This window comes from Paenibacillus sp. RU5M, from assembly GCF_900221055.1.
In the GTDB taxonomy this organism is placed as follows: domain Bacteria; phylum Bacillota; class Bacilli; order Paenibacillales; family Paenibacillaceae; genus Paenibacillus; species Paenibacillus marchantiae.
Map to the genome: position 1 here is coordinate 65,530 of NZ_OBQM01000014.1, position 26,238 is coordinate 91,767.

The window sequence follows — 26,238 nt, forward strand, 5'->3', positions numbered from 1 at the left end:
GAGGAGGAACTGTTCCATGTGGAAAAAAGCTATTGAAGATGCACTCCATGTCACTCGGCATAATATAGATCGATTCGAAGGACGCTTTCCCCATGTTAGTAATGGGGATGAGCATTATGTGCTTAACGATAATACGGAGTGGACGGCAGGGTTCTGGTCAGGCATCCTGTGGTTATGCACGGAGTATACTCAGGACCCGAGGTTTCGTGAGGCTGCCGTGAATAGCGTCGATAACTTCCGTCGGCGAATGGAACAGAAAATTATTTTCGATCATCATGATATTGGCTTCCTTTATTCGTTGTCTTCTAAGGCACAATGGATTGTGGAGCATGACGTCGCTGCAAGGGAACTCACGCTGGAAGCTGCTGATATGCTGATGAAACGCTGGCGGGAGGATGCTGGACTGATTCAGGCCTGGGGGCGGGAAGGTGATGTGAACAACGGAGGGCGAATTATTATCGATTGCCTGCTCAATCTTCCACTGCTGTTCTGGGCGTATGAGCAGACCAATAACGAGGAGTATCGTCGCGTCGCCGAGCTGCACGCGCTGAAAAGCCGCCGTTTCCTCGTTCGTGGAGACGACTCTAGTTACCATACCTTTTATTTTGACCAAGCTACCGGAGAGGCCATTCGAGGGGGGACGCATCAAGGCTACAATGATGGTTCTACCTGGACTCGCGGACAGGCATGGGGGATATATGGTTTTGCACTGTGCAGCCGCTATCTGCAAAGTGCAGAGATGCTGGAGACAGCCAAACGTCTTGCCCGTTATTTCATTGCCTATCTTCCGGAGGATGAAGTAGCGTATTGGGATTTTGATGCTCCGCAAATGTCTGACACGAAACGGGACAGTTCTGCATCGGCTATTGTTGCCTGTGGTCTGCTGGAAATTGCTGGGCGGCTTGATGGAGCCGATCCTGAGCGGGAGGTTTTTCAGAACGCAGCGGAATCGTCTATGAAATCTTTAATTCATCATTATTCCACGCAGGGCTCGGATACAGCCGAGGGTCTGCTGAAGCATGGTTCATACTCCGTAAGAGGTGGAGATTCACCTGATGATTACACGATCTGGGGCGATTATTTTTATCTTGAGGCGCTGATGCGTCTGGAAAGAGGTATTCCTGGATATTGGTACGATCGATAAGGTGACTCCTTATATACATTAGTTTTTTTGTTGTATCAACTTGTGAAGTGAGATTAAGGGTCAGTATAATGTTATCTATTGAGAGTATTGGGCCAAACATTTATATTCTGGTGGGTTTCATCCTCCATGCTCCAGAAGGGGGATGTTTTCTTGAAAGTTCTTGAAACAGATCGGTTAAACCTTCGTTGGCTGTCACCGGATGATGGGGAGTTTATGCTTGAGCTTTTGAATGATCCTTCGTGGCTGGAGTTCATTGGCGATAGAGGTGTGAGAACCGTGGAAGGCGCACGTGAATATATCCTGAATGGCCCAGTTGAGATGTACAACCGCTTAGGGTTCGGGCTGTTCTTGACGGAGCGGAAGGCGGATGGTGTTCCGGTCGGGATTTGTGGGCTGATCAAACGAGATTCTTTGGAAGATGTGGACATCGGGTATGCTTTTCTTCCAAAGTTCTGGGGGAATGGATATGCGTACGAGTCCGCTTCGGCAACACTGACCCATGGAAGAACGGTGCTGGGCTTCGATCGTATTGTGGCGATCACTTCTTCAAATAATCAAAAATCTGCAAGGCTTCTTGAAAAACTGGGATTAAAATTCGAAAAAATGATCCGGTTTTCGGATGATGCAGAAGAGCTAAGATTGTATGGATCAGATAAATAACGAAATTGGGCTTGGATGATGAGTCTCCATTTCAATATTAATATAAATATATAAAAGGGGATGTCCCATAAGTCATGAACATGACGAGGACATCCTTTTTAGCTTATTACTATTTAACGAAACGAGCACATGTTATTAGCTGCAATTTCCATAAGTCTACGATTTGGTTTAACGAATGATAGAGATGTTATTTCTCCAAATCTCTATATCGTAGGTTGATGAGGATACAAACGTTTTTGTTTCCGTTGTTCCTCCAGAAGTTGCATCATCCATTGCTGAATGTTCATCGTCTGCGCAGTGGCATAGGCGGAATGGGCGAGATTGCAGGTCTCCAGCGGGTCATCTGTCAAGTTGTACAATTCATATTCATCCTGTACCGGCTCTGTTTTCGTTAACGTTACACATTGTCCTGAAGCGGGCTTTCCAACGGGCTGTGTGATGACATCTTTTACCCCAGGCTGACTCCAAAATTGAGTATTGTCAAAGTACCGGGAAAACTTCCAGATTTCCGGTTTGTTGTTTTTATAAAGGGTGGTAATTACGGTTTCGATATGGTTGGGTTGTACAACAGACGAATAGGATATGCCTAATGGATTGGTTTGGTGCTGACCACGTGTGACATCATCGTCCGTCATAAAATAGACCGGTTGCTGTGTCAGAGCCGGATTATCATCTCCATAAATTAGAGGTGTGAGATTCCGTCCTACCAAATGGCGGGCTTCACTGAAATTCTTTTGCAATCGTCCATGGATTTCGGAAACGTTAATATGGGCCAGACCCAGCATGGTTGGCAGCAGATCGACATGACTTGTCAGGCTATGCACATGTTGTTGCTCGGGAAACAGTTGTTTATTGTGAATCAAAAAAGGAACATGAAGGTATTCCTCATAGGCACAGTACCATTTTTGATGAAGATTGCCGTGAGCGCCCAACAGATCGCCATGATCCGATGTGAAAATAACAATGGTATTGTCATAGAAGGAGGAGCGCGTAAGAGCCTCATACACTTTGAACATTTGGCAATCCGCATTTTTTTGCAATTGGTAATATAGCTGGCGGTAGAAGCTCTGATTGGTGATGGGCTGTAAAGCTTTTGGATACAAGTCTCGGTAACTTGCCTGACAACGTGGTTTGGTACCAAGCCACTCGTGTATTGTCGGAGGAGCGTTGACTGCGGGCATCGGATCTACCTCGAATTTGAAATCGGATAGGCGCGCGGCGAGATCACCATATAACGTAATATCATGGGGGTTCACAAAGGAAGAGACAATGAGCCAGGGCTCGACTTGTTGGTGTTCATTCTTCCTGCGATCAAGGGACTCAATGAGATGAACTGTTTCGGCGGCGTATACCTCATCACGTCCACTTAAGCCAAAAGCGGCGGAGGAAGCGGAGTTTCGGGGGTTTCTGCCTATGGGATCAGGGCCGATCCAATCGGAGAATCCGAAGTCCTCCAAACGACTCGCGTGAAGGTACAGGCTTTCCAACTGGGGTTCAGGAACCCCGGTCAGGGGGTGGTAACTGGGAACGCTTTGGTGGGTGCCGGGAGAGATGATATCCGCATTGGATATATGCCATTTCCCTTTATAGTACGTCTGGTATCCTGCTGCTCGGAAGTAATTGCCCATCGTAGGCACCGTATTAGGATTCAGCCAGAACATGTCAGAGTCATACGATTCCTTGGCAATGCCAACAGTCTGACTGACACCGTGCAGTGATGGATACTGACCTGTGAAAATGGTAGCCCGGCTGGGACAGCAGGCGGTTGTTCCGATATAATGCCGATGGAATTCCATACTATGAGACTTTAAACGTTCCTGGGTAATCAGATTTTCTCTGCGCCATGCCTGTATTTCTTTGCTCTCATATACAGGAGGATAACGCTCTTCATCTACAAGAATGACGAGAAAGTTGGGTTTCTCCATAATAGAAGATGGCAGGGAAGTATTGTTCACGGAGTTCATACACCCTCAATCGTTTTTTACTTTAAGGTATGTGATGATGATTACGAAAAGTCCATATCCACTGACTGCGCTTGTACACAAAACGACCGTTTCCCAGTAGAAGAATGGGGAACGGTCGTTACTGTATATATCTCTTGGATTACTTTAAATTTGCGTTTTGGGCGCAAGTTCAATGGCGGAACGGATGGCGGCCAGCATGCTTTTGTCATCGGCGATGTTTTTGCCTGCGATGTCAAAGGCTGTTCCATGGTCTACAGAAGTACGGATAATGCCGCCTTTGAGACCCACCGTAATGTTCACGCCTTCTTCAATGCCCATGACCTTAATTGGTGCATGTCCTTGGTCGTGATAACAAGCCACAACGATATCAAAATCGCCACGGCCAGCGCGGAAGAATAACGTGTCCGCCGGAAGTGGACCAACGACGTTAATGCCTTCCTTTTGCGCACGTTCGATGCCGGGCTGCAGTTTTTCTTCCTCTTCACCATTACCGAACAGTCCGTTCTCACCTGCATGCGGGTTAATACCGCAAACAGCTACACGCGGATTTTCGAAGCCAGCTTTTTTCAAAGTATCATGAGCCAGTTTAACCACAGTGTATGTTCTTTCCGGGTTGATGCTGGCAATGGCATCAATCAGACCCATATGCGTCGTAAGGTGAATCACTCGCAGATTGGGTGTAGTCAGCATCATGGAGAAATCCTCAGTATCGGTCAAATCAGCCAAAATCTCGGTGTGACCTGGATACAAGTGCCCACCTAGGTGCAGGGCTTCCTTGTTCAGAGGCGCTGTGCAGATGGAGTGAATTTGCTGTTTTTTCGCTAGATCAATGGCCTTCGCCAGAAACTGAAATGCTGCATCTCCCGCAACGGCAGACACTTTTCCATATTCCAGATCTGCAGGAATGAGATCCAAATCAATAACGTCCACTGTACCGAATTCATACTTGGCTTCGGATGGTTCATGAATGGCATTTACTTTCAGGCTCGATCCGATGACAGGCAGGACACGCTCCAATATTTTTGCATCGCCAATGACGAGTGGATTGCAATTTTTGTAGACCTCCTGATGGCCCAATGCTTTCATAATGATCTCGGGTCCAATACCTGCTGCATCGCCCATTGTAATTCCTACGGTTGGTTTCATACGGTAACTCCTCCTTTTAATTTTTCTATTGCATGGATGAAGACGTCGGGCTTGCCGAACCCGCCCGCTTTGGTAATCACGTGCAGATCCTCAATTCCAATAAATTTCGATATCGGTACACCAATTTCAAGCTCATCAAGCAGCTCAAAACCGCTGATATTCCACTTCATACAAATTTGTTTAGCTGTATCTCCGCCCGTCATAGATACACCTTTGAAATACCCATTCTCCAGCAGCTTGGCGCAGATTTCACCTATGGCCCGTACAATTTCATTGCTGACCTCGGTGTGATTAAGTCCTCTGACTTCACCCGTAGCACGTGCTAGTTCAATATCTACCTGTTCGGCGGTTGAATAGAGGACAACGTCATTGCCTTCTACGGCTTTGGCCATCACTTCCTCATACACACGCTCGATTTCTTGCTCACGATCTGCTGCTCCCGATACGGCTTTGAACGAGTGGAACGGGATGGATGATACGTCGGTTTTCTGTAGCAACTGCTTGAGCTGCTCACGAGAGTTTTTGTTCACACTCCCTACAACGGTGAGGATCGGACCTGGATTTGCCGGAATGGTCAATTCCGCAGATTTGGCTCCCAAGCCGTAATGAGTGGGAAGATAGTTCGCAATTCCCGCCGATCCTGCCCAGGCAAATGAATAATCAAGCTTGCTGGTGATGCTTAGTACCTGCTCCAAATGCTGCTCATCCGTCGAGTCGACGAGGATATAGGGAATGCCGTTTGCCTTAAAGGTTTCCAGTTGCGTCTTCATATGATCTGTACCCGATTCAAGATCACTCACCGTAATCTCGCCCACTTCATACTTGGTCTGAAGCTTGAGCAAATCCGGAAGATATGAAAGGGTCACAGGTGTCTTTGGATCATTCGCAATCTCGGTATCGGCCAGTGGAACGCCGTTCAGATAATGCGTGCCATTAAGAATGGTGCGATTGTTCTTGGGATAGCCTGGGGCGATCATCATAAAATCGGGTTTGACCACATCATACAAAGCGTCGATCTCGATCCCGATGTTTCCGCGCATGGTTGAATCCATTTTTTTGAAAATGGTGCCAAATCCGTTCTTTAACAGCAGTTCGGCTGCTCGACTAACCCGCTGATACGCATCCTCCGGTGTGATGGAACGGCTGTCGGTATCAAACACGACCGCATCGTAATTACGAATGTTATTTTCGTCCATGTTGAATAGTACGCTTGTCTTTAATCCATGGCGGGCAAGCTGCACCCCGCTGTCATTGGCGCCGGTCAAATCATCTGCAATAATGGCTAATTTCATGCAGTCATCCCTCCTTGAAAATCAAAATTAAATATAAGTCCGGTCAGCTAAATTCAATGCATTTATGTGGACGGTCTTTGATTGTATTTCTCGACACCGCCTGATTTCTCCAGCCTTTTGGAGAGGAATCCGATGAAGATCGGCAGTAGAATGGCAGTCGTCACAACACTCGCAGCAATTTGTACTGTAGCAATCTCGGCAATCGGGGCAAATGAAGCATTGGCAGCCACGATGGCAGCAGGTGTACCTACAGCGTTACCGGCTGTGGAACCTTCCGAAGCTCCGACAATGGGATTCCAGCCAATGGCTTTGAAGAGCAGGTAGCCGACGCCGCCAGTAATCAATACAGTAATTACACCCAGCATGATGCCGCTAAGTCCGCCTTGAATGATGGACGAGAAGTTGATGCCCATACCGAGTGAAAAGGCGAAGAATGGAACGAGCTTGTCACTGCCTTTGTGCAGCCATTCAGCAAGGTTACGATCCAGGTTACCGATAACAACACCGACGATCAGTGGAAGCAGTACGGCTACAAAAGCCATCGGGGAGAACATGCCGTTGGCAAAGCCCATCGCACCGAAAATGGAAAGAGCAACCATGGTGAGGAACGGTCCGTCGCTGAGTGCGAGGAACGGATAAGCCGCTTTGTCATCTTCTTTGCCGTATTGTCCAGCCAGCGCGATGTACAGTCCACCATTGGAATTCGTCATTGCAGCGATAATGGCAAGCGGTGCCAAACCAAGGAATAAACCATTGGAATCCGCAAAATAGATGGCGATCAAACCTAATACTGCACCAACTGCCCACTTGAACACAAGCAAGGTAACGCCTTTACCAACCGAAGAACCGGCCGTCTTGAACGTAATTTGCGTACCAGCAATCAACAGGAACAGGGCGATCAATGTGCTTGAGCTATTTACGAACAGGGCTTCCGTGAAACCCCCGATTCGCAAAGCATTCGGAAAGAATGTGTTAATGGTTGCACCGAGCAACAGGGGAACAACCATCATACCGCCAGGAATACGATCTAATGTTGCTTTAATGTTCATAGTAGTGGCTCCTTATGAAGTAATCGTTTTTATAAAGCGTTTGCAGGGATTATGTTATCTCATATTGTTTATTTTAGCAACACTTAATTATTGTAAATTTTAAGTGATAGTTATAAGTGTTTAATTATGCAACACATATAATCGTAAAAAAAGCGTAAACCTAAAGTTACTCTTTAAGTTTACGCCATAACGTGGCACGGTTAATCCCTAAGCGTTCGGCCGCCTTGGATTGATTATTGTTTTCCTCATGTAGAACGAGTTGAATAATCTCTTTTTCGATTTCTTTCAGCGTACCACTAAGCTTCATCGTATTGGGTGAGGGTTGTTCACCGAGCAGGTGTGATAAGGTTTCGGCTGAGATCACGTAATCCTGCTCATTCAGTGCAGCCTGTTTGATAAGATGCCTCAACTGGTTCACAGTCATATGCGGGACTTGATCCCTAATTAGCTGCAACGCGTCCTCTTTCATCTTCACCGCAACCGTCCCATACTTCTGGTAGTAATCGCTGAGGAAATGCTGGATCAGTGGAGCGAGATCCTCCTGCCTGTCCACAAGGCTCGGCATAATGATCGTATTCAGCTCGACATCCAGCGTTCTGTTAGGATTCAATCCCTGTTCCCCCAGGATGAATACCCCGATCTGCCTCTGTAGACAGGTCTGAATGAATGAGATCAATTCCTCATCTTTCGAACCATTTTCCAAATGATTAATTTCTACGTTTCGCACTTTGGAGAGTGGTATTTTGTGCAAATGTCCTGGAGGAACCTGGGCAAGATCGATTTGGAGCATCAGCCCACCGCTGGAGTACATTTGATGAATATGTTTTACGAGAAAAGACTTGCCCGAATCCGCTTCGCCTAGCAGATAAATGGGTTCATGGTTTTCGTAAAGCGCCCGGATATTCTTCAATACGGCCTGCATGGCAGGGGATTCGGCAACAATCGGCTCCATGGATATATCGGTATATGCCGTTATGCCGAATTGTGCAAAAGCATAGGGCTGTCCTTTTTCAAGGGAGTATACTTTATAGGTTTTTTTACTTAACGTCGTTTCGTAGGCCGTCACCGTAAGCTGGTAATCATCCACGATGAACACATTTTGAACTTGGGATTGATGGAAATCCAGGTTGGTATTGGTGAGGTGAATCTGATTATCGGTCAGCGGATTCTGCTCAAAATCAGTTAAATTCTCGAATACAACTTCGTTCTGGTCGTCCAAGATCATGAGATTTGGATGCTCCTGGGTAACCAGGTTGTTCAGTATGATGGATATCGCGTGATTTTTGCTCAAGTACCGATATACCAACTGTGCATCTTCAAGCGCTCTGAGAATGGATTCCTTGCCAGACTGGATCAGCAATCCTTCCATTCCATAGGTTTTGGCTGTATTCACGGTGATAACATCGCCAACAATCTGACGGTAACCTGACGCTTTCAGCTCCAGCAGCAGCCTTGCCACATCCTCGGAGCTGCCTATGGTATACACCTTTAAAGGCAGTTCCATCAGATCGATAATCGACTGTGCTCCTGAAGTAATATTGGCAAAGCCAACGATAGCGGTTTGGCCGTTGAACTGGCTTGCCAGCGTTAGCGAACGAATCATGTCATATCCGGACAACTGCACATCAATGACGGGAATGGTTACGGCTTCCTTGATTAGTTGGGCAGTACCGCCGCGGCTAATCATAATCTCCGCTCCGTTTCGTTCAGCCTGAGCCGCCAATTCGGCGCCTTTCATCAGGTCGCCCACCTCATATTGAATGGCTAACTGGGGAAATAGCGGAATACATTCTTCTATAATAGTGGTCATGGATTCGTAAGGAGCGATAATATGAACTCGTGTACGCATAATTTTCCTGCCTTTTATAAAAATCATTCATGGTTCCTGCTGGTACATCAGACCAGAGGGCTTTCCTTATTATAGCCAACTTGCAGAGGAATGGCATCCCTGGCTCCTGACGGACAGGGAATATCCCTTAACCATCAGCAATGGTTATTGTTGCAGTGGCAGTAAATGAAACCTTCAACCTCATATTCATGTATTATAGTACATATGAACTGATCGAAGGAGGAACGGATGATGGGAATCTTATCGAGGTTTAGGGACGTGATGAAAGCGAATGTGAACCATGTGCTGGCTCGGTCGCAAGATCCGGAGAAGACGGTGAATGAATATATGCGGAGCTTGAGCAGTGATTTGGGTCAGGTGAAGGCAGAGACGGCTGCGGTTCTCTCGGATGAGAGCCGGGCGAAGAGAGCTCTGGACGAATGCAGCGCAGAGGTTAAGAAATTACAGCGGTATGCAGAGAAATCTGCGGAGTCCGGTGATGAAGCCAAGGCACGTGGTTTTTTGGAAAAGAAGGCAGAGCAGGCTAAGAAACGGAATGAATTACAAGCTGCCTATGATCGGGCTTCTGCCAAAGCCAAAATGATGAAGCATATGCACGAGAAGCTGGTTGCGGATATGGGGCAATTGGAAGCTCGGCATTCCGAGGTGAAGGGAAGAATGGCCGCTGCCAATGCGCAACAACTGGCCAATGAACGGAACGCCTCCGCTACCAATGCGAATGCTGCTTTGAAGGCGATGGAAGACAAAGCGAATCAGGCACTTAACGAAGCTGAGGCTTTGGCTGAACTTCGTGCTGGGGCACAGGAAGATGATCTGGATGTACTCATTGCGCAGTTGGAGCAGCAAATGAATGCCGAAGCGGGTAATAATGCACAGGTGACGCCGAGTCCAGAGGAAGAGCTTGCAGCAATTCAGAAGAAATTGGAAGATAAATAATGATATATATCATGTAGTACATTTCGTTAAACATTGAGGTGAGCAAATGCCGGTAATCGAGTACAAATGTCCCAACTGCGGCAGTGGAATGCTTTTTGACAGTGCAACTGGAGCGTTATCCTGCCCCAGCTGCGGACGACAGGATAATATCGAACAGATCCCCGATCCGCTGAAGAAACAGGTGTTCACGGAGAATGAGGTCAAGGAGTATCACTGTAACAGCTGCGGCGCGGATATTGTGACTGAGCCGGAGACAAGTGCAACGACATGCAGCTTCTGTGGAGCTGCCGTTGTTCTGAGTGATCGACTGACGGGAGATCTGGCACCGGCCATGGTCTTACCCTTTTCGATCAGTAAGGATGAGGCCAAGCAGGCGTTCAAAAAGTGGTGCAGAAACGGCTTGCTGACACCTAGTGGATTCATGACAGCTGATCGGGTCAAGAGCATTACCGGGATATATGTGCCTTTCTGGTTATATGAGTTACATAACAAAATCGAAGTTCATGGCCGTGGCACAAAAATTAGAACCTACACGCAGGGTGATTACCATTACACGGAAACGCAGCATTTCGATATTTACCGGAGAATACGGCTTAATTATGTGAATCTGCCCATTGATGCTTCGGAAAAAATGAAAGATGAACTGATGGATAAGCTGGAGCCATTTCCGTATAACCAGTTAAAGCTTTTCAAAACCCCGTATCTCGCCGGGTATATTGCGGAAAAATATAGTTATACCGATGAGGAGCTGTACCCGCGCGCCAAGGAAAAAACGAGCTCTTATATCGATTCTTATATTGCATCAACGGTTTCTGGTTATAACAGTGTCAGTTACACAGATAAACAGATTGATACTACGTTAAAAAATGCAGACTATGTGTTGCTCCCGGTATGGATGGTTTACTATGACTACAATCGTTCGCAGTATACCTTTGCCATGAATGGACAGACAGGTAAAGTGGTTGGTAAACCGCCTATTAGCAAAGCTAAAGTTGCCGGATGGTTCGCAGGAATTTCAGCCGTTTCTTTGTTGTCATTGAAACTGGTCTCCTGGATGATGGGAGGTGGATTCCTGTGAGGAAAAGAAAACATCTGGCATGGATGGCAACGCTCATTTTATTTGTGATTACCCTCGTGTCTCCATTGATTCCAATGTCAGTTGTATCGGCAGCAGACAGCAAGAACCTGATTTACGATGAAGCTAATCTGCTGAACGAGCAGGAGAAAAGTGAACTGAACGCATTGGCGAATGAGTATGGGGCTGAAAGACAGACGGATTTTGTTATTCTGACAACGAATAATACACAGAATCAGGATGTACAGCTGCTGACAGAGGATTTCTATGATGAGCACGCTCTTGGGTATGACAAAGCGAATGGAAATGCGGTCATTCTGACGATGGACATGAATAATCGGGAAGTGTATTTGGCTGGATTCTATAAAGCTGAAGATTATCTGGACAACGGTCGGCTGCAATCAATCCGAAGCAGGATTACCTCTGAATTATCTAGTGGGGATTACAAACTCGCTTTTGAGAAATATATTAAGCTTTCCTATAAATATATGGGGTATGAACCTGGTGTGAACCCGAACAATATTTTATTTAACGGTTGGTTCCAATTAGGAGTATCGGTATTAATAGGAGGCGTTGTTGTTGGGATTATGACTTACCGTTCTGGCGGACGTGTGACGGTCAATCGGGCGACCTATGAAGATTCAAGTACTTCCAGTGTAATCGATCGTCAGGATCGGTATATTCGTACTACTGTAACCAAACGCAAAATTGAGAAGAACAACAATAACGGTGGCGGAGGTGGCGGTGGGGGCGGAGGTACCAGCCGAGGCGGTCATTCGCACAGTGGTAGTAGAGGATCTTTCTAGCAGGAAAAACAACAACTCAACTTATGTCATGATGATGCAAAATGCTTACTATAGAAGGGATGGGAACGAGTATGGGATTTTTCAAAAATCAATTTTCGAATGTGGTGGAATGGGAAGAGTTCAGAGATGATATGATTTTCTGGAAGTGGAGTAACCGTGAGATCAAGAAGGGAAGTAAATTGATTATCCGTTCGGGGCAGGATGCGATCTTCCTGAATAACGGCAAGGTGGAAGGGATTTTTGAGGACGAAGGGTCGTTTAATATCGATTCCGAGATCATTCCGTTTCTGTCTACCTTAAAAGGCTTCAAGTTCGGATTCAACAGCGGCATGCGGGTCGAAGTGCTGTTTGTGAATACGAAGGAGTTTACGGTTCGATGGGGTACGCAAAGTCCGGTATTAATTCCGACTCCTCAACTTCCAGGTGGGATGCCGGTTCGTGCGAATGGTACGTTTAATTTTAAAGTGAGTGACTATGTTACATTGATCGATAAAATCGCGGGTATCAAGCAGAGCTATCTGGTCGAGGATGTTAAAATCCGAATTACGTCTGTGCTGGATCAGTTGCTAATGAAATGGATTAGCCGTGAGGGTAAGGACATGTTCAACCTGCAGGCGAATGCCTCGGATATTGCCAAAGGTATTCAGGAAGATCTGGATATGCAAATGATGGACATCGGGATCGGAATCACAGGCTTCCAGGTGATGAGCTTCAATTATCCGCAGGAGATCCAGGATATGATTACGAAGACTGCTTCACATGAAATGATCGGCAATTTGCAAAAATATCAGCAGGTCAGCATGACTGATGGCATCTCATCCGGTAAAGTTAAGGGTGGCGGCGCTGCTTCGGATATGGCGGGCATGATGATGGGCATGAACATGGCGAATGAAATGATGAAGAACATGAATCAGAACCAGAACAACCAGAATCAGAATTCGGATCAAAAACCTGCGGCTAATCAAAACAGCGATGCAGGTGCATCTTCTTCGTCTGGAGACAATAAAAAGCCGAATTTCTGTCCGAACTGTGGCGCTAAGAATGAAGGAGCAAATTTCTGTCCAAACTGTGGTCAGAAGTTGGGTTAACCTATATCTAAATATAAGAAGGGCTTACTCTAAGGTCAAACTTTGGAGTAGGCCCTTTTTTCATTCTATTTTAAATGGGAGAAAACGGTTGACATCGGACCATAAATCATTTATCTTTAAATTAAGATATTTAATTTGAATACAAATTACACCGAGAAAAACAAATATCTTAATTCCGATTTACGAGGAGAGATCAAGATGATGATTCCAACATTGACCAGAATAAATGAACTTTCAAGAAAAGCCAACGCGGCAGGATTGACGGAGATGGAGAAAGCAGAACAAATTCGTCTGCGCCAGGAATATCTGCAAACCTTTCACGGTTCGATCAATGATATTCTGCTGAATGTAACCATCTATGATCCGAACGGCGACGACGTCACTCCGGATAAACTGAAACAGGAACAGGCCCAACAAAATAATAACTGAATCAGCTCGGTTGAATATCTTAATATTAAGATAATATAAATGATCTATAAACCTAGGAGGAAATGATGATGACCATTCAAACTGCAGGTATTCACCATATTACAGCTTTTGCGGGAGATCCGCAGGCCAATGTCGACTTTTATGCTGGAGTTCTGGGACTTCGTCTTGTGAAAAAAACGATTAACTTCGATGCACCAGACGTTTACCATCTGTACTTTGGGGATGAGAACGGAAGTCCGGGTACCATTATCACGTTCTTCCCATCAGCCGGATCACCACGAGGCAAAATTGGTGGCGGTCAGGTCGGCATCACCTCATATGTGATTCCACCTGGGACTATTGGCTTCTGGCAGGATCGGCTGGAGCAGTATAACATTGAGGTAACCAAAACAAGTCGTTTTAACGAAGAGCTGCTGCAATTCGAAGACAGTGAGGGCTTGCGTCTTGAACTGGTTGAACGTGAAGAGGGGCCAGCCAGCACCTGGGTGCATGAAGGCATTCCAGCGGACAAAGCCATCAAAGGATTTGGAGGTGCCGTGCTATTCAGCGTCAATCCGCAGAGAACGATGGATGCGCTGGACAAAATACTTGGATTCACCAAAGTAGACGAAGATGAGGAGTATGTACGATTCCGGTCCGTCGGAGATATCGGTAATGTCGTGGATGTTCCTGTCACCCGGATGGCTTTGGGGGCAGGCGGAGCAGGGACGGTCCACCATATTGCGTGGCGTGCCAAAGATTTTGCAGAGCACGAGCAGTGGAGAGAAGCTGTACAACAGTACGGCTATCAACCAACCCCAGTTCGGGACCGTCAATATTTTAGCGCAATCTATTTCAGAGAAGCGGGCGGAATCCTGTTCGAAATTGCTACTGATCCTCCTGGATTTGCGAAAGATGAGCCTGCGGAGTCGCTTGGACAGAGACTCATGCTGCCTGAGTGGTTTGAGCCATATCGTCCCCAAATCGAAGGCAATTTGCAACCCATCCAGGTAAGAACGGTAGAGCCTTCACATTCTATGATGGCACGTTAAAGAAGGGCCAGAACAAGCAATCTTTTTGATATGAGTTCAACTAAAGGAGCATTGAAGGATGATGGAGAAAAAGGTTACCTGGCTGGAGCTGTTCTATGATTTGCTTTTTGTAGCAGCGGTCTCCAAAGCGGGACATGTCCTGCTGCATGCCGAACACGGCGTGATTTCCTTTGAATATCTGATGAAATTTGTTTTGATTTTTATTCCTGTCTGGTGGGCATGGGTCGGTCAGACCCTATTTATTAACCGTTATGGTCAGGACATTTTCATCCATCGAGTCTTTCTTATCCTTCAACTCCTGTCTGTTCTGGTGATGACGGCGAGTCTCTCGGTTGATTTTGATCAATACTACCTTCCTTTCTTTGCGGGTTATATTGGTTCAAGGACACTTACAGCCATTCAATATTTTATGATTCATAATTCCAAAAGCGAACATCAACAAAAAGCCGCTCGTTATCTGGGTGTATGCTTCATCATCGGCATATTGATCTCAACAGGTTCCCTGTTCTTTGATTCATGGCTGCGATATGCGATTTTGTACGTGGGAATTGCCGTGGATATCATTCTCCCGCTCATCGGACGCAAAAATCTGGTGAAGGTTCCGATACACACGCATCATTTATTGGAACGTTTCGCTCTGTTCACGCTTATCCTGCTTGGTGAGTCGGTCGTCAGCATCATTGCCGTGCTGCAAATGGATCACTGGGATGTACGATCTGTTCTGTTCGCGGCATTTACATCCATATTTGTGATTGCGATGTGGTGGCAGTATTTTGATAATGTTGAGAAAAAGGTCAGTAAAGAAATTCAGACCGCCGGGCAAGCGATCATATACGGCCATCTGTTCATCTATATATCCATGAGCATGATTGCCGCTTCCATTCAACTGTTATACCTGGATGAACTCAATTATGGTTTCATGTTGGCCTTTGTATTTGGTTCAGTTCTGCTGTATTTTCTGTCCACCTCGCTGGTGTTCCACCGATACAGGCATGCTCATCTGCGGCTACGTCCGCGTCACTTGGTGTTTATGCTGGGGATAATGGCTGCGTTTATTGTTGTCGATCTGGTCTATCGGGTGCCTAATTATGCAATCGTGGGAGAGAACATGGTGTTCTTCCTTGTCTATGCCAAATTAACGACCTAATGAGTAGATCACACAAGAATAAAAGTCACGGACGAATGACGTTCGTGGCTTTTTAAGTTGGATAATCGTAAAATCATGTCCACTGTGAGAAAAAACGTTTAACCTGATTTATTTTCTACCATAGAATCTGTTAATATGAGACTAGATACAAGTGAATCTACCAGATTAACGAATATACATAGTGATTCGTGGGTATGGAGATGACAATCAGGAGGGAAATCATTGAGCACACATCAAATCGGAGTTCCATTGGAAGGGTTTGCAGAGTTTAGCCGCACGGTTGCCGCTGAAGGCGCAGTGCTTTTGAAGAACGAAGGACAAGCTCTTCCGATTCGAAAAGACGAAAACGTTTCAGTGTTTGGACGGATTCAAGTCAACTATTATCGCAGTGGTACAGGCTCAGGCGGCAGCGTTCATGTGGCGTATACTACCAATTTGTTGGATGGTCTTCGCAGCAAAAAAGGACTTAAAGTTAATGAAGAATTGGCAGCTGTCTATGAAAAATGGATTGAGGAAAACCCGTTTGATGACGGTGGAAAAGTATGGGCGGCAGAGCCTTGGAATCAGAAAGAAATGCCTTTAACGGATGAAGTGGTATCCCAAGCCAGAAGTAAATCCAGCAAAGCAATCGTGGTGATTGGACGAACAGCAGGCGAAGATCAGGATAATGTGGATGCACCAGGCAGCTACCGGTTGACGGAAGATGAGAAAGCGATGCTGAAGCAGGTCACGAATCATTTTGAACAAACAATCGTCGTGTTGAATGTATCGAACATCATGGACATGAGCTGGTTGAATGATGAAAGTTACGTTCATCCGATCCAAAGTGTCATTTACTCGTGGCATGGCGGTATGGAGGGTGGTAATGCGATCGCCGATGTACTGGCCGGAGACGTTACACCAAGTGGTAAATTAACGGATACGATTGCGTATTCCATTGAAGATTATCCTTCCACAAGCAATTATGGCAATGAGTTTAAGAACCTTTATCAAGAAGATATCTACGTAGGCTATCGTTATTTCGAAACGTTTCGACCTGAAAAAGTACAATTTGAATTTGGATACGGCTTGTCCTATACCACGTTCACAACCAAGGCAGAAGACGCAAAATGGATCTCCCAAGACGGAGAAAATAGCATTAAGGTGAATGTAACCGTAACCAATACGGGCACGACCTATGCCGGTAAAGAAGTAGTGCAGATCTATTATGAAGCCCCACAAGGTCAATTAGGGAAACCTGCAAAAGCTCTGGTGGCATTCGGCAAAACGAATCTGCTTCAGCCGGGTGAGTCTCAGCGCCTGACCGTGAGCTTCCCTGTGGATTCCATGGCTTCCTATGATGATGCTGGCGTAACTGGACATGCATCGGCGTATGTACTTGAGCCAGGAACATATCGTTTGTACGTAGGAACCAGTGTCAAAAATGTGGAGCATGTCAGCATTGATGGCCAAGATGGCTACGTCGTAGAAACGATTCAACTCGTGGAACAGCTCCAGGAGGCAATGGCACCGACTGAAGGCTTTACGAGAATGAAGCCGGGAGCGCGCAAAGAAGACGGATCTTACGAGCTGATTTTTGCAGATGTACCGACGCGCCAAGTATCCATGGCTGAACGAATTGAACAATGCTTACCGCAAACGCTGGAGCAAACGGGCAATCAGGGCTACAAGCTGAGAGATGTGAAGGATGGCAAAATCAGCCTGGAAGCATTTATCGCCCAATTGAGTGATCAGGATCTGGCAGCCATCGTAAGAGGAGAAGGTATGAGCAGCCCACTCGTTACATCGGGTACAGCTTCCGCATTTGGCGGCGTGAGTGACAGTCTGTTCAATTACGGAATCCCTGTTGCATGTACTGCAGATGGTCCATCCGGTATTCGTATGGATAGCGGGGAGAAGGCTACACAAGTTTCCATTGGAACTTTGCTGGCCGCAACATGGAATGCAGAACTCGTCGAAGAGCTGTATGTGATGGAAGGTCAGGAATTGCTGAGAAATCAGGTGGATGCACTGCTCGGGCCTGGATTGAATATTCGCCGGAGTCCGATGAATGGACGTAACTTTGAGTATTTCTCAGAAGATCCGTTGATTTCTGGTGTATTTGCTGCTGCTTGCACAAAAGGAATCATGAAGGGTGGCTCTAATGCTACACTGAAACATTTCGCCTGCAACAATCAGGAGAAACATCGCAGTAAAGTGGATGCTGTTGTATCTGAACGTGCATTGCGTGAGATCTATCTGAAAGGGTTCGAGATTGCCGTGAAAGAAGGCGGTGCGAACTCGATCATGACCTCCTACAATCCGATTAATGGACATTGGGCGGCTTCGAACTACGATCTGAACACGACCATTCTTCGTGGGGAGTGGGGCTTCCAAGGTATCGTGATGACCGACTGGTGGGCTATTATGAACGATGGCGTTGAAGGTGGACCAGCAGATCGGAAAAACACCAACTGGATGGTTCGCGCTCAAAACGATCTGTACATGGTTGTACCTAACTATGGCGCAGAAATCAACGGCTGGGATGATAACACGATCGAATCTCTGGAAAATGGGACGTTGACACGCGGAGAGCTTCAGCGCTCGGCTATGAATATTTGTGAGTTCATCATGAATGCACCTGTCTTCTCCAGAAAACATGAGATTGTAGAGAATGTCGCTTCATTCCAAGCGAATGCTTCACTTTCCTCAGAGCAGGCACAAGTGCTGGCTAATGATGTACAGGTCAAACCCGTTGTGGGCGAACCTGTCTACATGAAAGTGGATGAAGCAGGTCAATATCGGATTATTGTACAGATCATGTCTCCTGAGCCGGAACTGGCTCAAAGTGCATGTAATGTGATTCTTAATGATCAATTGATGACGACCATTCAAACCAATGGTACTGAAGGTAAGTGGATCAGACAGAAACTTGTCAAAGTGGATTTGGAAGCAGGCTTGTACGAATTGAAGCTGGACTTCACCAAACCAGGTCTGCAGATCGACTGGATCGAATTCAAACAAGTGTAACGCAGGATCGTCTGCTCTGTTGTAACTGAACATGACGACTGTTATGATTGTGTTATGAGATCCGGAATTTCTGAACAATCTGGTCAGGAGTGTTGCGAAGGATGAGAAGGTATAATTTTTGGAGCCCCATTCTGCTGATTGCGGTTGCGCTGATTGTCAGAGGCCTGGTTACCAATCTGGGCGTTCTGTTCGGCATGTCGCATGATGCAGCAAGTAATATTGCAATTGTTGCCATGTTGATTGCTGCACTGATAATGTTTAATCGAATGACAAAGGCAAAGCGAAAATGAACATATAATATTCGATATTGATCAAGAGAGAGGCACCCTTAGGGGTGTCTTTTTTGTGTATTGACGTTTCATTCATAACGTCTTAGACTGTTTATGAATAAAACAATAACATTTTTATGATAACGAAAATAACAAATGTAATTACTCCAATGGCTAACCCATCATTTTCCGAAAGGAGACCCATTCATGAAGGTTATGGCGGCATGGTTTGCAGGCAAGCATGAAAAGGCAATTGATGTGGTGAGCAGGAAGTGGGGACTGCAGGAGGGTTCGTGGATCGTTCCGCTGAGATTGGTAGAGTCTTCGTGGAACAGGGATCGAATTGCAATCAGAAAGCTGACTTTCAACGACAGATGAACATAATTAAGGACCGCTGGAGATACTGTGCTCTGTCGGTCCTTTATGGCATTTGACGGAAAGCGGACAGAAAACCGGCATGAGAGGAGAGGGATCCAGTAAATACAACCGATTGGGTGAAGGCAGCAGCACAGGTCGTGCCATCAGAACGTCAGCTGAAATGGCAGGAGATGGAGTTCTATGCATTTATTCATTTTACCATGAATACGTTTACAGATCAGGAGTGGGGAACGGGAAATGAAGATCCCGATATCTTTAACCCTTCTCATCTGAGTACCCGGCAATGGGTTCAGGCGTGCAAATCTGCCGGTATGACCGGATTAATTCTCACATGCAAGCATCACGACGGATTTTGTTTGTGGCCAAGCCAGTACACGAAACATACGGTAGCCGCCAGCCCTTGGCGAAATGGTACGGGTGATCTGGTGAAAGAAGTTGCCGATGCCTGCCGTGAAGGCGGGTTGAAGTTCGGTATCTATCTGTCTCCTTGGGACCGTCATGAAGCATCCTACGGAGATTCAGAGCGATACAACGAATTTTTCAAAAATCAACTGCGTGAGCTGTTAACTCAATATGGTGAACTTTTCTGCGTGTGGTTCGACGGAGCATGCGGAGAGGGGCCGAATGGGAAAAGGCAGGTCTACGATTGGGATTCCTATTATGCGCTGATCCGGGAGTTGCAGCCAGAAGCTGTAATCTCGGTATGTGGACCGGATGTTCGCTGGTGCGGCAATGAGGCAGGTCATACCCGGACTTCAGAATGGAGCGTCGTACCTGCTTATTTACAGGATAACGAGAAGATCCAGGAGCAATCCCAGCAGGTGGATGATGGCGAGTTTGCCAGCAGAATTAATACACAGGATGCAGATTTGGGGAGTCGGGAGGTGATCCGGCAGCATGAGGGCAAGCTCATCTGGTATCCAGCGGAAGTGAATACGTCCATCCGTCCGGGGTGGTTCTATCATGCAAGCGAGGACGATCAAGTCAAATCGCTGGAGGAACTGCTTGCCATCTATGATGGAGCGGTTGGAGGCAACGGGAATTTTCTGCTTAACCTTCCACCAGATCGACGCGGCCTTATTCACGAACAGGATATTGAGCGGCTGCAGCAACTCGGAGACTTTTTGCGCAGTACTTATCGACAAAGTCTGGCTGTTGGGGCGAGAATTCAGGCATCGGATACCATGGATGGAGAACATGCCGCTACCCAGGTATTGTGTGAAGAATCGGATATGTTCTGGTGCCCATCTGAAGGAACTGAACTGGCTTGGCTGGAGATAGAACTGCCGGAGGAAAAGCGGTTCGACCGAGTCGTTCTCATGGAGCATATCCGTTCAGGCCAACGAATTGAGCGCTTTACGCTGGAGGCAAAGGGTGAGAGTGGGGATTGGCAGGAGCTGTATCGCGGCACGATTGTTGGTCACAAACGAATCTGTAGTTTCGAACCTTTTACCGCCAGAACTATTCGTCTGACCATTCATGAATCCAGATGGTATCCAACGTTGTCCTGGCTGGGTGTATATCTGAGCAAACAAGAGGTGCATGAAGCTGGCGATTGAGCCGTAACATTTGTAGATAAGCCGATTTTGGATTCATCCCATGGAAAATAGAGTAGCAAACGATTATTGGTAATTGTATGATCTTATGGAAAAAGGTATATGTAAGGTAGAGCCACACACCAGCAGGAGAGGATGAGAGGATATGAAAGTAGGACTCAGCACATACAGTCTGCAACAGGCACTGGATGCCAAGGAACTGACTGTACCCGACGCCATCCGTTACATCGCCGAGCAGGGCGGAGAACATGTGGAGATTGTTCCGATCGGGTACAGCCTGATCGACCAACCGGAATTAATTGACCAGATTCGAGGGGCTGCGCAAGACGTGGGAATTGATATTTCCAATTACGCAATAGGTGCCAACTTCGTTACTGGAGAAGGTCCGGATGCACTTGAAAATGAGATTGCTGCTGTCATGAAGCATGTGGATGTCGCTGCCGCACTTGGCGTTACGAGAATGCGCCATGATGTTGCGTTTCGTCCTGCACAGGAGGGCACTGTCGCTCAGTTTGAGGCGGATCTGCCTGTTCTGGTGAAGGCCTGTCAGCGAATTGCCGATTACGCAGCGAGTCATGGTATTACAACAAGTGTGGAGAATCATGGTTACTATGTGCAGTCCAGTGAGCGTGTCCGGCGGTTGGTGCATGAGACGGCACGTGAGAACTTCAAGACAACGCTGGATATCGGCAACTTCCTGTGTGTGGATGAAGACCCAGTTAGCGCTGTGAAAAACAACATTCCTTATGCATCCATGGTGCACGCCAAAGATTTCTATCGGAGACCTTCCTACCGTAATCCTGGAGAGGGCTGGTTCCAGACCGCACACGGCAATTACCTGCGCGGAGCGATTGTGGGTCACGGGGATATCGACATGCCGGAAGTATTCCGTGTGTTGAAGCAGTCCGGTTATGACGGATATATCTCTGTCGAATTCGAAGGTATGGAAAATTGCAAAACAGCATCCCGAATCGCGATGGATAACGTCCGCCGCTTCTGGGAGGAAGCATAAGCAGCTACTTACTACTATATAAGTGGAATCAATTTTTATATGTAAGGCTGAAGTAACAGAGGTGAAGTTTGGAACTGTAGGAGCGGTAGCGTCCGCCTTTGTCTGCGGATTTCAACTGCTGAGAGCAGTTGATACAAGAAATCTGTAGACAACAGCGGCCGAAAGTCCAAACATTCACCGTAGTTACGTTAAGCCGATTATCATATGTTTTGAATCAACTGATATGACCATCATTCAACAGATTATGGAGGGGAAAATCCATGTCCAAACTTAAAATTGCCGTTATCGGTGCAGGATCAATTTCCGATTTTCATTTACAAGCGTATGACAGTAATCCCGAAGTTGAAATATACGCCATATGCGATCTGAATGAAGCACGTGCCCAGGAAGCAGCTAAAAAATATAACGCTACCCATGTATTCACCGATTATAAGGAGCTCCTGGCACTACCTGAAATCCATTCGGTCAGCATCTGTACCTGGAATGATACACATGCCGAGATCAGCATTGCTGCACTGGATGCGGGTAAAAACGTACTTTGCGAGAAGCCGCTCTGTCAGACGGTAGAAGACGCGTTAGAGGTAGAGAAGGCTGTTCACCGCAGTGGAAAGCTGCTTCAGGTTGGCTTTGTACGCCGTTATAGCGACAATGCGCAGATCCTGAAGAAGTTCATTGATGAAGGCGAGCTGGGAGAGATCTATTATGCCAAGGCATCCTGTCTACGGCGTTTGGGCAATCCGGGCGGATGGTTTGCAGATGTGGAACGTTCTGGCGGCGGCCCGTTGATCGATATTGGCGTACACATTATTGATATCTCCTGGTACCTGATGGGCAAACCGAAGGTGAAAACCGTCTCCGCGAATGTCTCCAATCGATTGGGTAACCGTGCCAATATCCGTAATCTATCGTTCTACCAGGCAGCGGACTATGATGCGAACAAAAACACCGTGGAGGATATGGCCAACGCACTGATTCGTTTCGAGAACGGAGCAAGCCTGCTGGTAGATGTAAGCTTCACACTGCACGCGAAGCAGGATGAAACTTCGGTCAGACTCTATGGCGATAAAGGTGGAGCTGAACTGGAACCGGAAATTTCACTGATTGGTGAGAAATTCGATACCATTTTGAACATGACGCCACAGGTGGATTTCAAATCTCTTGATTTCGCAGGTTCTTTCCGTAATGAAGTCAATCATTTTATCGACAGTACCCAAGGACGCAAAGAGACGCTAAGCCCCGTTGAGGATGGCGTTGAAATCATGAAAATCCTCTGTGCCATCTACGAGTCCGCACGTGAAGGACGCGAAATTTCACTGTAGATATGGTGTTGCGATCCGAAAATGGCAACGCCACTCGAAGTAGTGAGGTCTAACAAGTCTATACTTGTTGAACCAAACATTTCGCCAAAACGGAGTTAGAACCAATCTGAAGAATGCACTGCAATCGAAATGACTGGGCTTATAGGTCTTTATAAGTTGAAACTGAACGTTTAAGCCAAAACGGAGATTGCAGAACCAATCTGAAGAAGCGAAGCGCTCGCCTTTATCCCCGGATTTCGACCAATTATAAAGTGAAATCAAAGAAATCCGGGGATAACAGCGATCGGAAGATGGTACTGCAATTGGAGTGACAGAGCTTAACTTGTGTAGTTTATCTTATATCCAATCCAAAGGAGATGAACGGGATGAGCGAAACCAAAGATATGGTGCTGGAACAGGAAGAACAGGTCGTCGAAGCCGGGGTGCACAACTTTAGCAAAGAAGAGGAATGGGTGAAGCCTGAAGATCCGTTGCTGAATGAACGTCTGGAGTGGTTCAAGGATCAGAAGCTGGGGCTGATGATGCATTGGGGTCCCTATTCCCAACTTGGACTCGTGGAGTCCTGGGCGCTAAGTGACGAGGATGGCGATTGGTCGCGCAATGATATCGACTGGACTGACGACATGGAGCATTTCAAGCAGGAATACTTTGATCTCAACAAAACCTTCAATCCCATTCGCTTTCAGCCTGAAGAGTGGGCACAGATGGCCGCTGATAACGGGTTCAAATATTTCCTGTTCACCACCAAACATCATGATGGTTTCTGCATGTGGGATACACATACCACCGATTATCGCATCACGGGCAAAGATACTCCTTTTCATACCCATAAGTATGCGGATATTTGCCGGGCGCTTTTTGATGCTTTTCGTGCCAAGGGGCTCGGGATCTCGGCTTACTTCTCCAAAGCGGATTGGCATACGCCATATTACTGGACACCTGGCATGGAGCGAGGAAGCCATATGTGGCGTGGACCATCCTATGATCCGAAAGCGTATCCATGGCTGTGGGAGAAATTCGTGGAGTTCACGCATGAGCAAATTATGGAGCTGCTAACCAACTACGGACGCATCGAATGTCTGTGGCTGGATGCAGGCTGGGTACGTGAAGGCCGTCACGGTCAGGATATCCGATTGGGCGAAGTGGTGGAGCGGGCACGTCAGACAACTCAGCCGTGGCTCCTCGCAGCAGATCGCACAGTAGGCGGACCGTATGAGAATATCGTAACTCCAGAACAGACCATCCCTGAGCATCCAATGAATATTCCTTGGGAGAGCTGTATCACGGTGGGCAATTCCTTTGCGTTTGGATATGATGATCAGTACAAGTCAGCAAGACAGTTGGCGCATATTCTGCTTGAGGTCGTATCCAAGGGTGGTAATTTGGCGCTGAATGTGGGACCACAACCGGACGGGCGTCTTCCAAAAGGGGCAGTCCGAAGTATTAAAGCCCTCGGAGAATGGATCGGTACTCACGGGGAGGGCATCTATGGCACGCGGATTTGCGGACCATACTTCACAGGAGAGTGGGCCTTTACACGTAAGGAAGATCTCAACGTATCGTATGCCTTCCGTTTGTACAGAAGCGAGAACGAGGCGGTACAATCACAGGTGGTCATTCCATTTATGGAAAAGGTGGAGCGAATTGAACTCGTCGGCACAGATGATGTGCTGTCATTCCAACGGACGGAAGATGGACTTGCTGTAGAGTTGCCGCAAGCGGCAGTTACGGAAGTAGCACCTATCACGCTGACGTTCAGATTGTTCACAAACCAATAAATCTACAATTCAAATCCCGGGGGATTTTTACAGTCCTTCGGGATTTTTTTGGTTGGTGATTTTTGCGAAATACCTGTGCTAAAGGACGATTCCCCCTTGTCCAGCAAGGGTTTTGGGAATAAGGAGATGTGGGAGAAAATTGCAAATTGATAAAAGAACACCGCTCAAGGTACTATCGATTTAAGAAAGCGTTACCTGACATTATTACTCACACGGATGACGCTAATACAGAAAAATGAGTCAAAGAAAAGGATGTTTAAGGGATGTAAATGTAATGTATTATTACACTTAAGGTGTAGAAGGAGTGACGCGAATGAGTCGAGCTACGGAAAGCATACCTGCACCGGTGGAGCTCCAGCAAGGAAGGAATTACGCAGAACCCAAGCGACAGCATCCATTTATAAGAAGCCTCAAGAAGCATTGGGAGCTCTATCTACTGGTGCTTCCTCCCGTATTGTATCTGTTAATTTTCAAGTACATTCCGATGGTTGGTGTACAGATTGCCTTCAAAGACTTCAGTGTCGTCAAAGGAATCTGGGGTAGCCCATGGGTTGGACTGAAACACTTTGAAGCCTTTTTTGAATCCCCAAACTTCTGGCTGCTGATCAAAAATACGATTGGGATCAGTTTCTACTCGTTACTCGCCGGATTTCCCATTCCGATCCTGCTGGCGCTCGCGCTGAATGAGATCCGAACAGGTTACTTTAAAAAGACCGTCCAGATGGTCACGTACGCTCCGCATTTTATCTCCACAGTCGTCATGGTATCCATCATCATTCTGATGCTGTCACCGCATGTGGGTGTTGTAGACAAGCTATTTACCTTCCTGGGTTTCCCGATGACCAACTTTATGGGCATTCCCGAATACTTCAAATCCATCTATGTGTGGTCGGGGGTCTGGCAAGGCATGGGCTATTCATCGATCATTTATATCGCGGCTCTCGCTGGGGTTGATCCATCCCTCTATGAGGCAGCGAAGATGGACGGCGCTTCAAGGCTCCGGAAAATCTGGCATATCGACCTACCAACGCTCGTACCGGTCACCGTCATCATGCTGATTCTGAGTTTGGGCAGCATTATGGGCGTGGGCTTTGAAAAAATATATCTAATGCAGAATCCGCTCAACACGAGCGCTTCGGAAGTCATCTCCACGTATGTGTACAAGGTCGGTCTGATCGGGGCCAACTTCAGCTTCTCCTCGGCGGTAGGATTGTTCAACTCCGTTATCAACCTGATCCTGCTGGTTATCGTCAACGGCATTTCCCGCAAAGTATCCCAGAACAGCTTGTGGTAAAGGAGGA

The 26,238-nt window shown here is 46.8% G+C and carries 22 protein-coding genes; 17 read left to right on the top strand and 5 right to left on the bottom strand.

Features of this window, described 5'->3' with window-relative positions; translation table 11 throughout:
• Positions 1 to 16: 16 nt before the first annotated feature.
• Together CRO25_RS28590 and CRO25_RS28595 are read left to right on the top strand one after the other, a co-directional pair.
• The gene (locus CRO25_RS28590; protein WP_079697274.1) at positions 17 to 1,144 is read left to right on the top strand and encodes a glycoside hydrolase family 88 protein; all 1,128 of its coding nucleotides are present in this window, start codon (positions 17 to 19) and stop codon (positions 1,142 to 1,144) included.
• A gap of 126 nt (positions 1,145 to 1,270) precedes the next feature.
• A complete protein-coding gene (locus CRO25_RS28595; RefSeq protein WP_372829523.1) occupies positions 1,271 to 1,804 on the top strand; it encodes a GNAT family N-acetyltransferase in 534 nt (177 codons plus the stop codon).
• Positions 1,805 to 2,007: 203 nt separating this feature from the next.
• Here CRO25_RS28595 and CRO25_RS28600 read toward each other — a convergent pair whose 3' ends face one another.
• The 5 genes from CRO25_RS28600 to CRO25_RS28620 all read right to left on the bottom strand — a co-directional run bounded on the left by CRO25_RS28600 (position 2,008) and on the right by CRO25_RS28620 (position 9,104).
• Positions 2,008 to 3,729, bottom strand: coding sequence for a sulfatase-like hydrolase/transferase (locus tag CRO25_RS28600; protein ID WP_256863776.1), 1,722 nt, complete (start codon positions 3,727 to 3,729; stop codon positions 2,008 to 2,010).
• A 183-nt stretch (positions 3,730 to 3,912) separates the two neighbouring features.
• Positions 3,913 to 4,914: a 4-hydroxythreonine-4-phosphate dehydrogenase PdxA gene (pdxA, locus tag CRO25_RS28605; RefSeq protein ID WP_079697276.1), complete on the bottom strand. Its 1,002-nt coding sequence runs from the start codon at positions 4,912 to 4,914 to the stop codon at positions 3,913 to 3,915.
• Complete coding sequence (locus CRO25_RS28610; RefSeq protein WP_079697277.1) at positions 4,911 to 6,206, bottom strand: four-carbon acid sugar kinase family protein; 1,296 nt, start codon at positions 6,204 to 6,206, stop codon at positions 4,911 to 4,913. Before CRO25_RS28610 ends, pdxA begins: the two co-directional genes overlap by 4 nt.
• A gap of 62 nt (positions 6,207 to 6,268) precedes the next feature.
• Positions 6,269 to 7,255 carry a 2-keto-3-deoxygluconate permease gene (locus CRO25_RS28615; RefSeq protein ID WP_063566472.1) on the bottom strand — a complete coding sequence of 329 codons (987 nt, stop codon included), beginning with the start codon at positions 7,253 to 7,255 and terminating at the stop codon, positions 6,269 to 6,271.
• A gap of 166 nt (positions 7,256 to 7,421) precedes the next feature.
• A complete protein-coding gene (locus tag CRO25_RS28620) occupies positions 7,422 to 9,104 on the bottom strand; it encodes a sigma-54-dependent transcriptional regulator (RefSeq protein ID WP_079697313.1) in 1,683 nt (560 codons plus the stop codon).
• A 231-nt stretch (positions 9,105 to 9,335) separates the two neighbouring features.
• Here CRO25_RS28620 and CRO25_RS28625 point away from each other — a divergent pair, with 231 nt between their 5' ends.
• The 15 genes from CRO25_RS28625 (at position 9,336) to CRO25_RS28690 (ending at position 26,231) form a co-directional block, all read left to right on the top strand.
• Positions 9,336 to 10,040: a PspA/IM30 family protein gene (locus CRO25_RS28625; RefSeq protein ID WP_179132283.1), complete on the top strand. Its 705-nt coding sequence runs from the start codon at positions 9,336 to 9,338 to the stop codon at positions 10,038 to 10,040.
• A gap of 46 nt (positions 10,041 to 10,086) precedes the next feature.
• A complete protein-coding gene (locus tag CRO25_RS28630; RefSeq protein ID WP_063566469.1) occupies positions 10,087 to 11,118 on the top strand; it encodes a TFIIB-type zinc ribbon-containing protein in 1,032 nt (343 codons plus the stop codon).
• A gap of 23 nt (positions 11,119 to 11,141) precedes the next feature.
• Positions 11,142 to 11,921 (top strand): TPM domain-containing protein, encoded by a 780-nt coding sequence (locus CRO25_RS28635; RefSeq protein WP_079697314.1) that lies wholly within the window; start codon positions 11,142 to 11,144, stop codon positions 11,919 to 11,921.
• Positions 11,922 to 11,992: 71 nt separating this feature from the next.
• A complete protein-coding gene (locus CRO25_RS28640) occupies positions 11,993 to 13,009 on the top strand; it encodes an SPFH domain-containing protein (RefSeq protein ID WP_063566468.1) in 1,017 nt (338 codons plus the stop codon).
• A 201-nt stretch (positions 13,010 to 13,210) separates the two neighbouring features.
• Positions 13,211 to 13,438: a DUF896 domain-containing protein gene (locus tag CRO25_RS28645; RefSeq protein ID WP_079697315.1), complete on the top strand. Its 228-nt coding sequence runs from the start codon at positions 13,211 to 13,213 to the stop codon at positions 13,436 to 13,438.
• Between the two features lie 68 nt (positions 13,439 to 13,506).
• Positions 13,507 to 14,469 (top strand): ring-cleaving dioxygenase, encoded by a 963-nt coding sequence (locus CRO25_RS28650; RefSeq protein WP_079697279.1) that lies wholly within the window; start codon positions 13,507 to 13,509, stop codon positions 14,467 to 14,469.
• A 58-nt stretch (positions 14,470 to 14,527) separates the two neighbouring features.
• Positions 14,528 to 15,616, top strand: a complete 1,089-nt coding sequence (locus CRO25_RS28655) for a low temperature requirement protein A (RefSeq protein ID WP_079697280.1) — start codon at positions 14,528 to 14,530, stop codon at positions 15,614 to 15,616.
• A 222-nt stretch (positions 15,617 to 15,838) separates the two neighbouring features.
• Positions 15,839 to 18,625, top strand: coding sequence for a glycoside hydrolase family 3 C-terminal domain-containing protein (locus tag CRO25_RS28660; RefSeq protein ID WP_079697281.1), 2,787 nt, complete (start codon positions 15,839 to 15,841; stop codon positions 18,623 to 18,625).
• 101 nt (positions 18,626 to 18,726) lie between these two features.
• Complete coding sequence (locus CRO25_RS28665) at positions 18,727 to 18,915, top strand: hypothetical protein (protein ID WP_024629467.1); 189 nt, start codon at positions 18,727 to 18,729, stop codon at positions 18,913 to 18,915.
• A 186-nt stretch (positions 18,916 to 19,101) separates the two neighbouring features.
• Entirely contained in the window at positions 19,102 to 19,272 is a 171-nt protein-coding gene (locus CRO25_RS33605) for a hypothetical protein (protein WP_179132284.1), read from the top strand.
• A gap of 116 nt (positions 19,273 to 19,388) precedes the next feature.
• Positions 19,389 to 20,831 carry an alpha-L-fucosidase gene (locus CRO25_RS28670; protein WP_256863773.1) on the top strand — a complete coding sequence of 481 codons (1,443 nt, stop codon included), beginning with the start codon at positions 19,389 to 19,391 and terminating at the stop codon, positions 20,829 to 20,831.
• A 142-nt stretch (positions 20,832 to 20,973) separates the two neighbouring features.
• Complete coding sequence (locus CRO25_RS28675; RefSeq protein ID WP_079697282.1) at positions 20,974 to 21,840, top strand: sugar phosphate isomerase/epimerase; 867 nt, start codon at positions 20,974 to 20,976, stop codon at positions 21,838 to 21,840.
• 260 nt (positions 21,841 to 22,100) lie between these two features.
• Positions 22,101 to 23,159: a Gfo/Idh/MocA family protein gene (locus CRO25_RS28680; protein WP_063566462.1), complete on the top strand. Its 1,059-nt coding sequence runs from the start codon at positions 22,101 to 22,103 to the stop codon at positions 23,157 to 23,159.
• Positions 23,160 to 23,524: 365 nt separating this feature from the next.
• Positions 23,525 to 24,937, top strand: coding sequence for an alpha-L-fucosidase (locus tag CRO25_RS28685; RefSeq protein ID WP_079697283.1), 1,413 nt, complete (start codon positions 23,525 to 23,527; stop codon positions 24,935 to 24,937).
• 313 nt (positions 24,938 to 25,250) lie between these two features.
• Positions 25,251 to 26,231 (top strand): sugar ABC transporter permease, encoded by a 981-nt coding sequence (locus CRO25_RS28690; RefSeq protein ID WP_024629462.1) that lies wholly within the window; start codon positions 25,251 to 25,253, stop codon positions 26,229 to 26,231.
• Positions 26,232 to 26,238 lie beyond the last annotated feature (7 nt).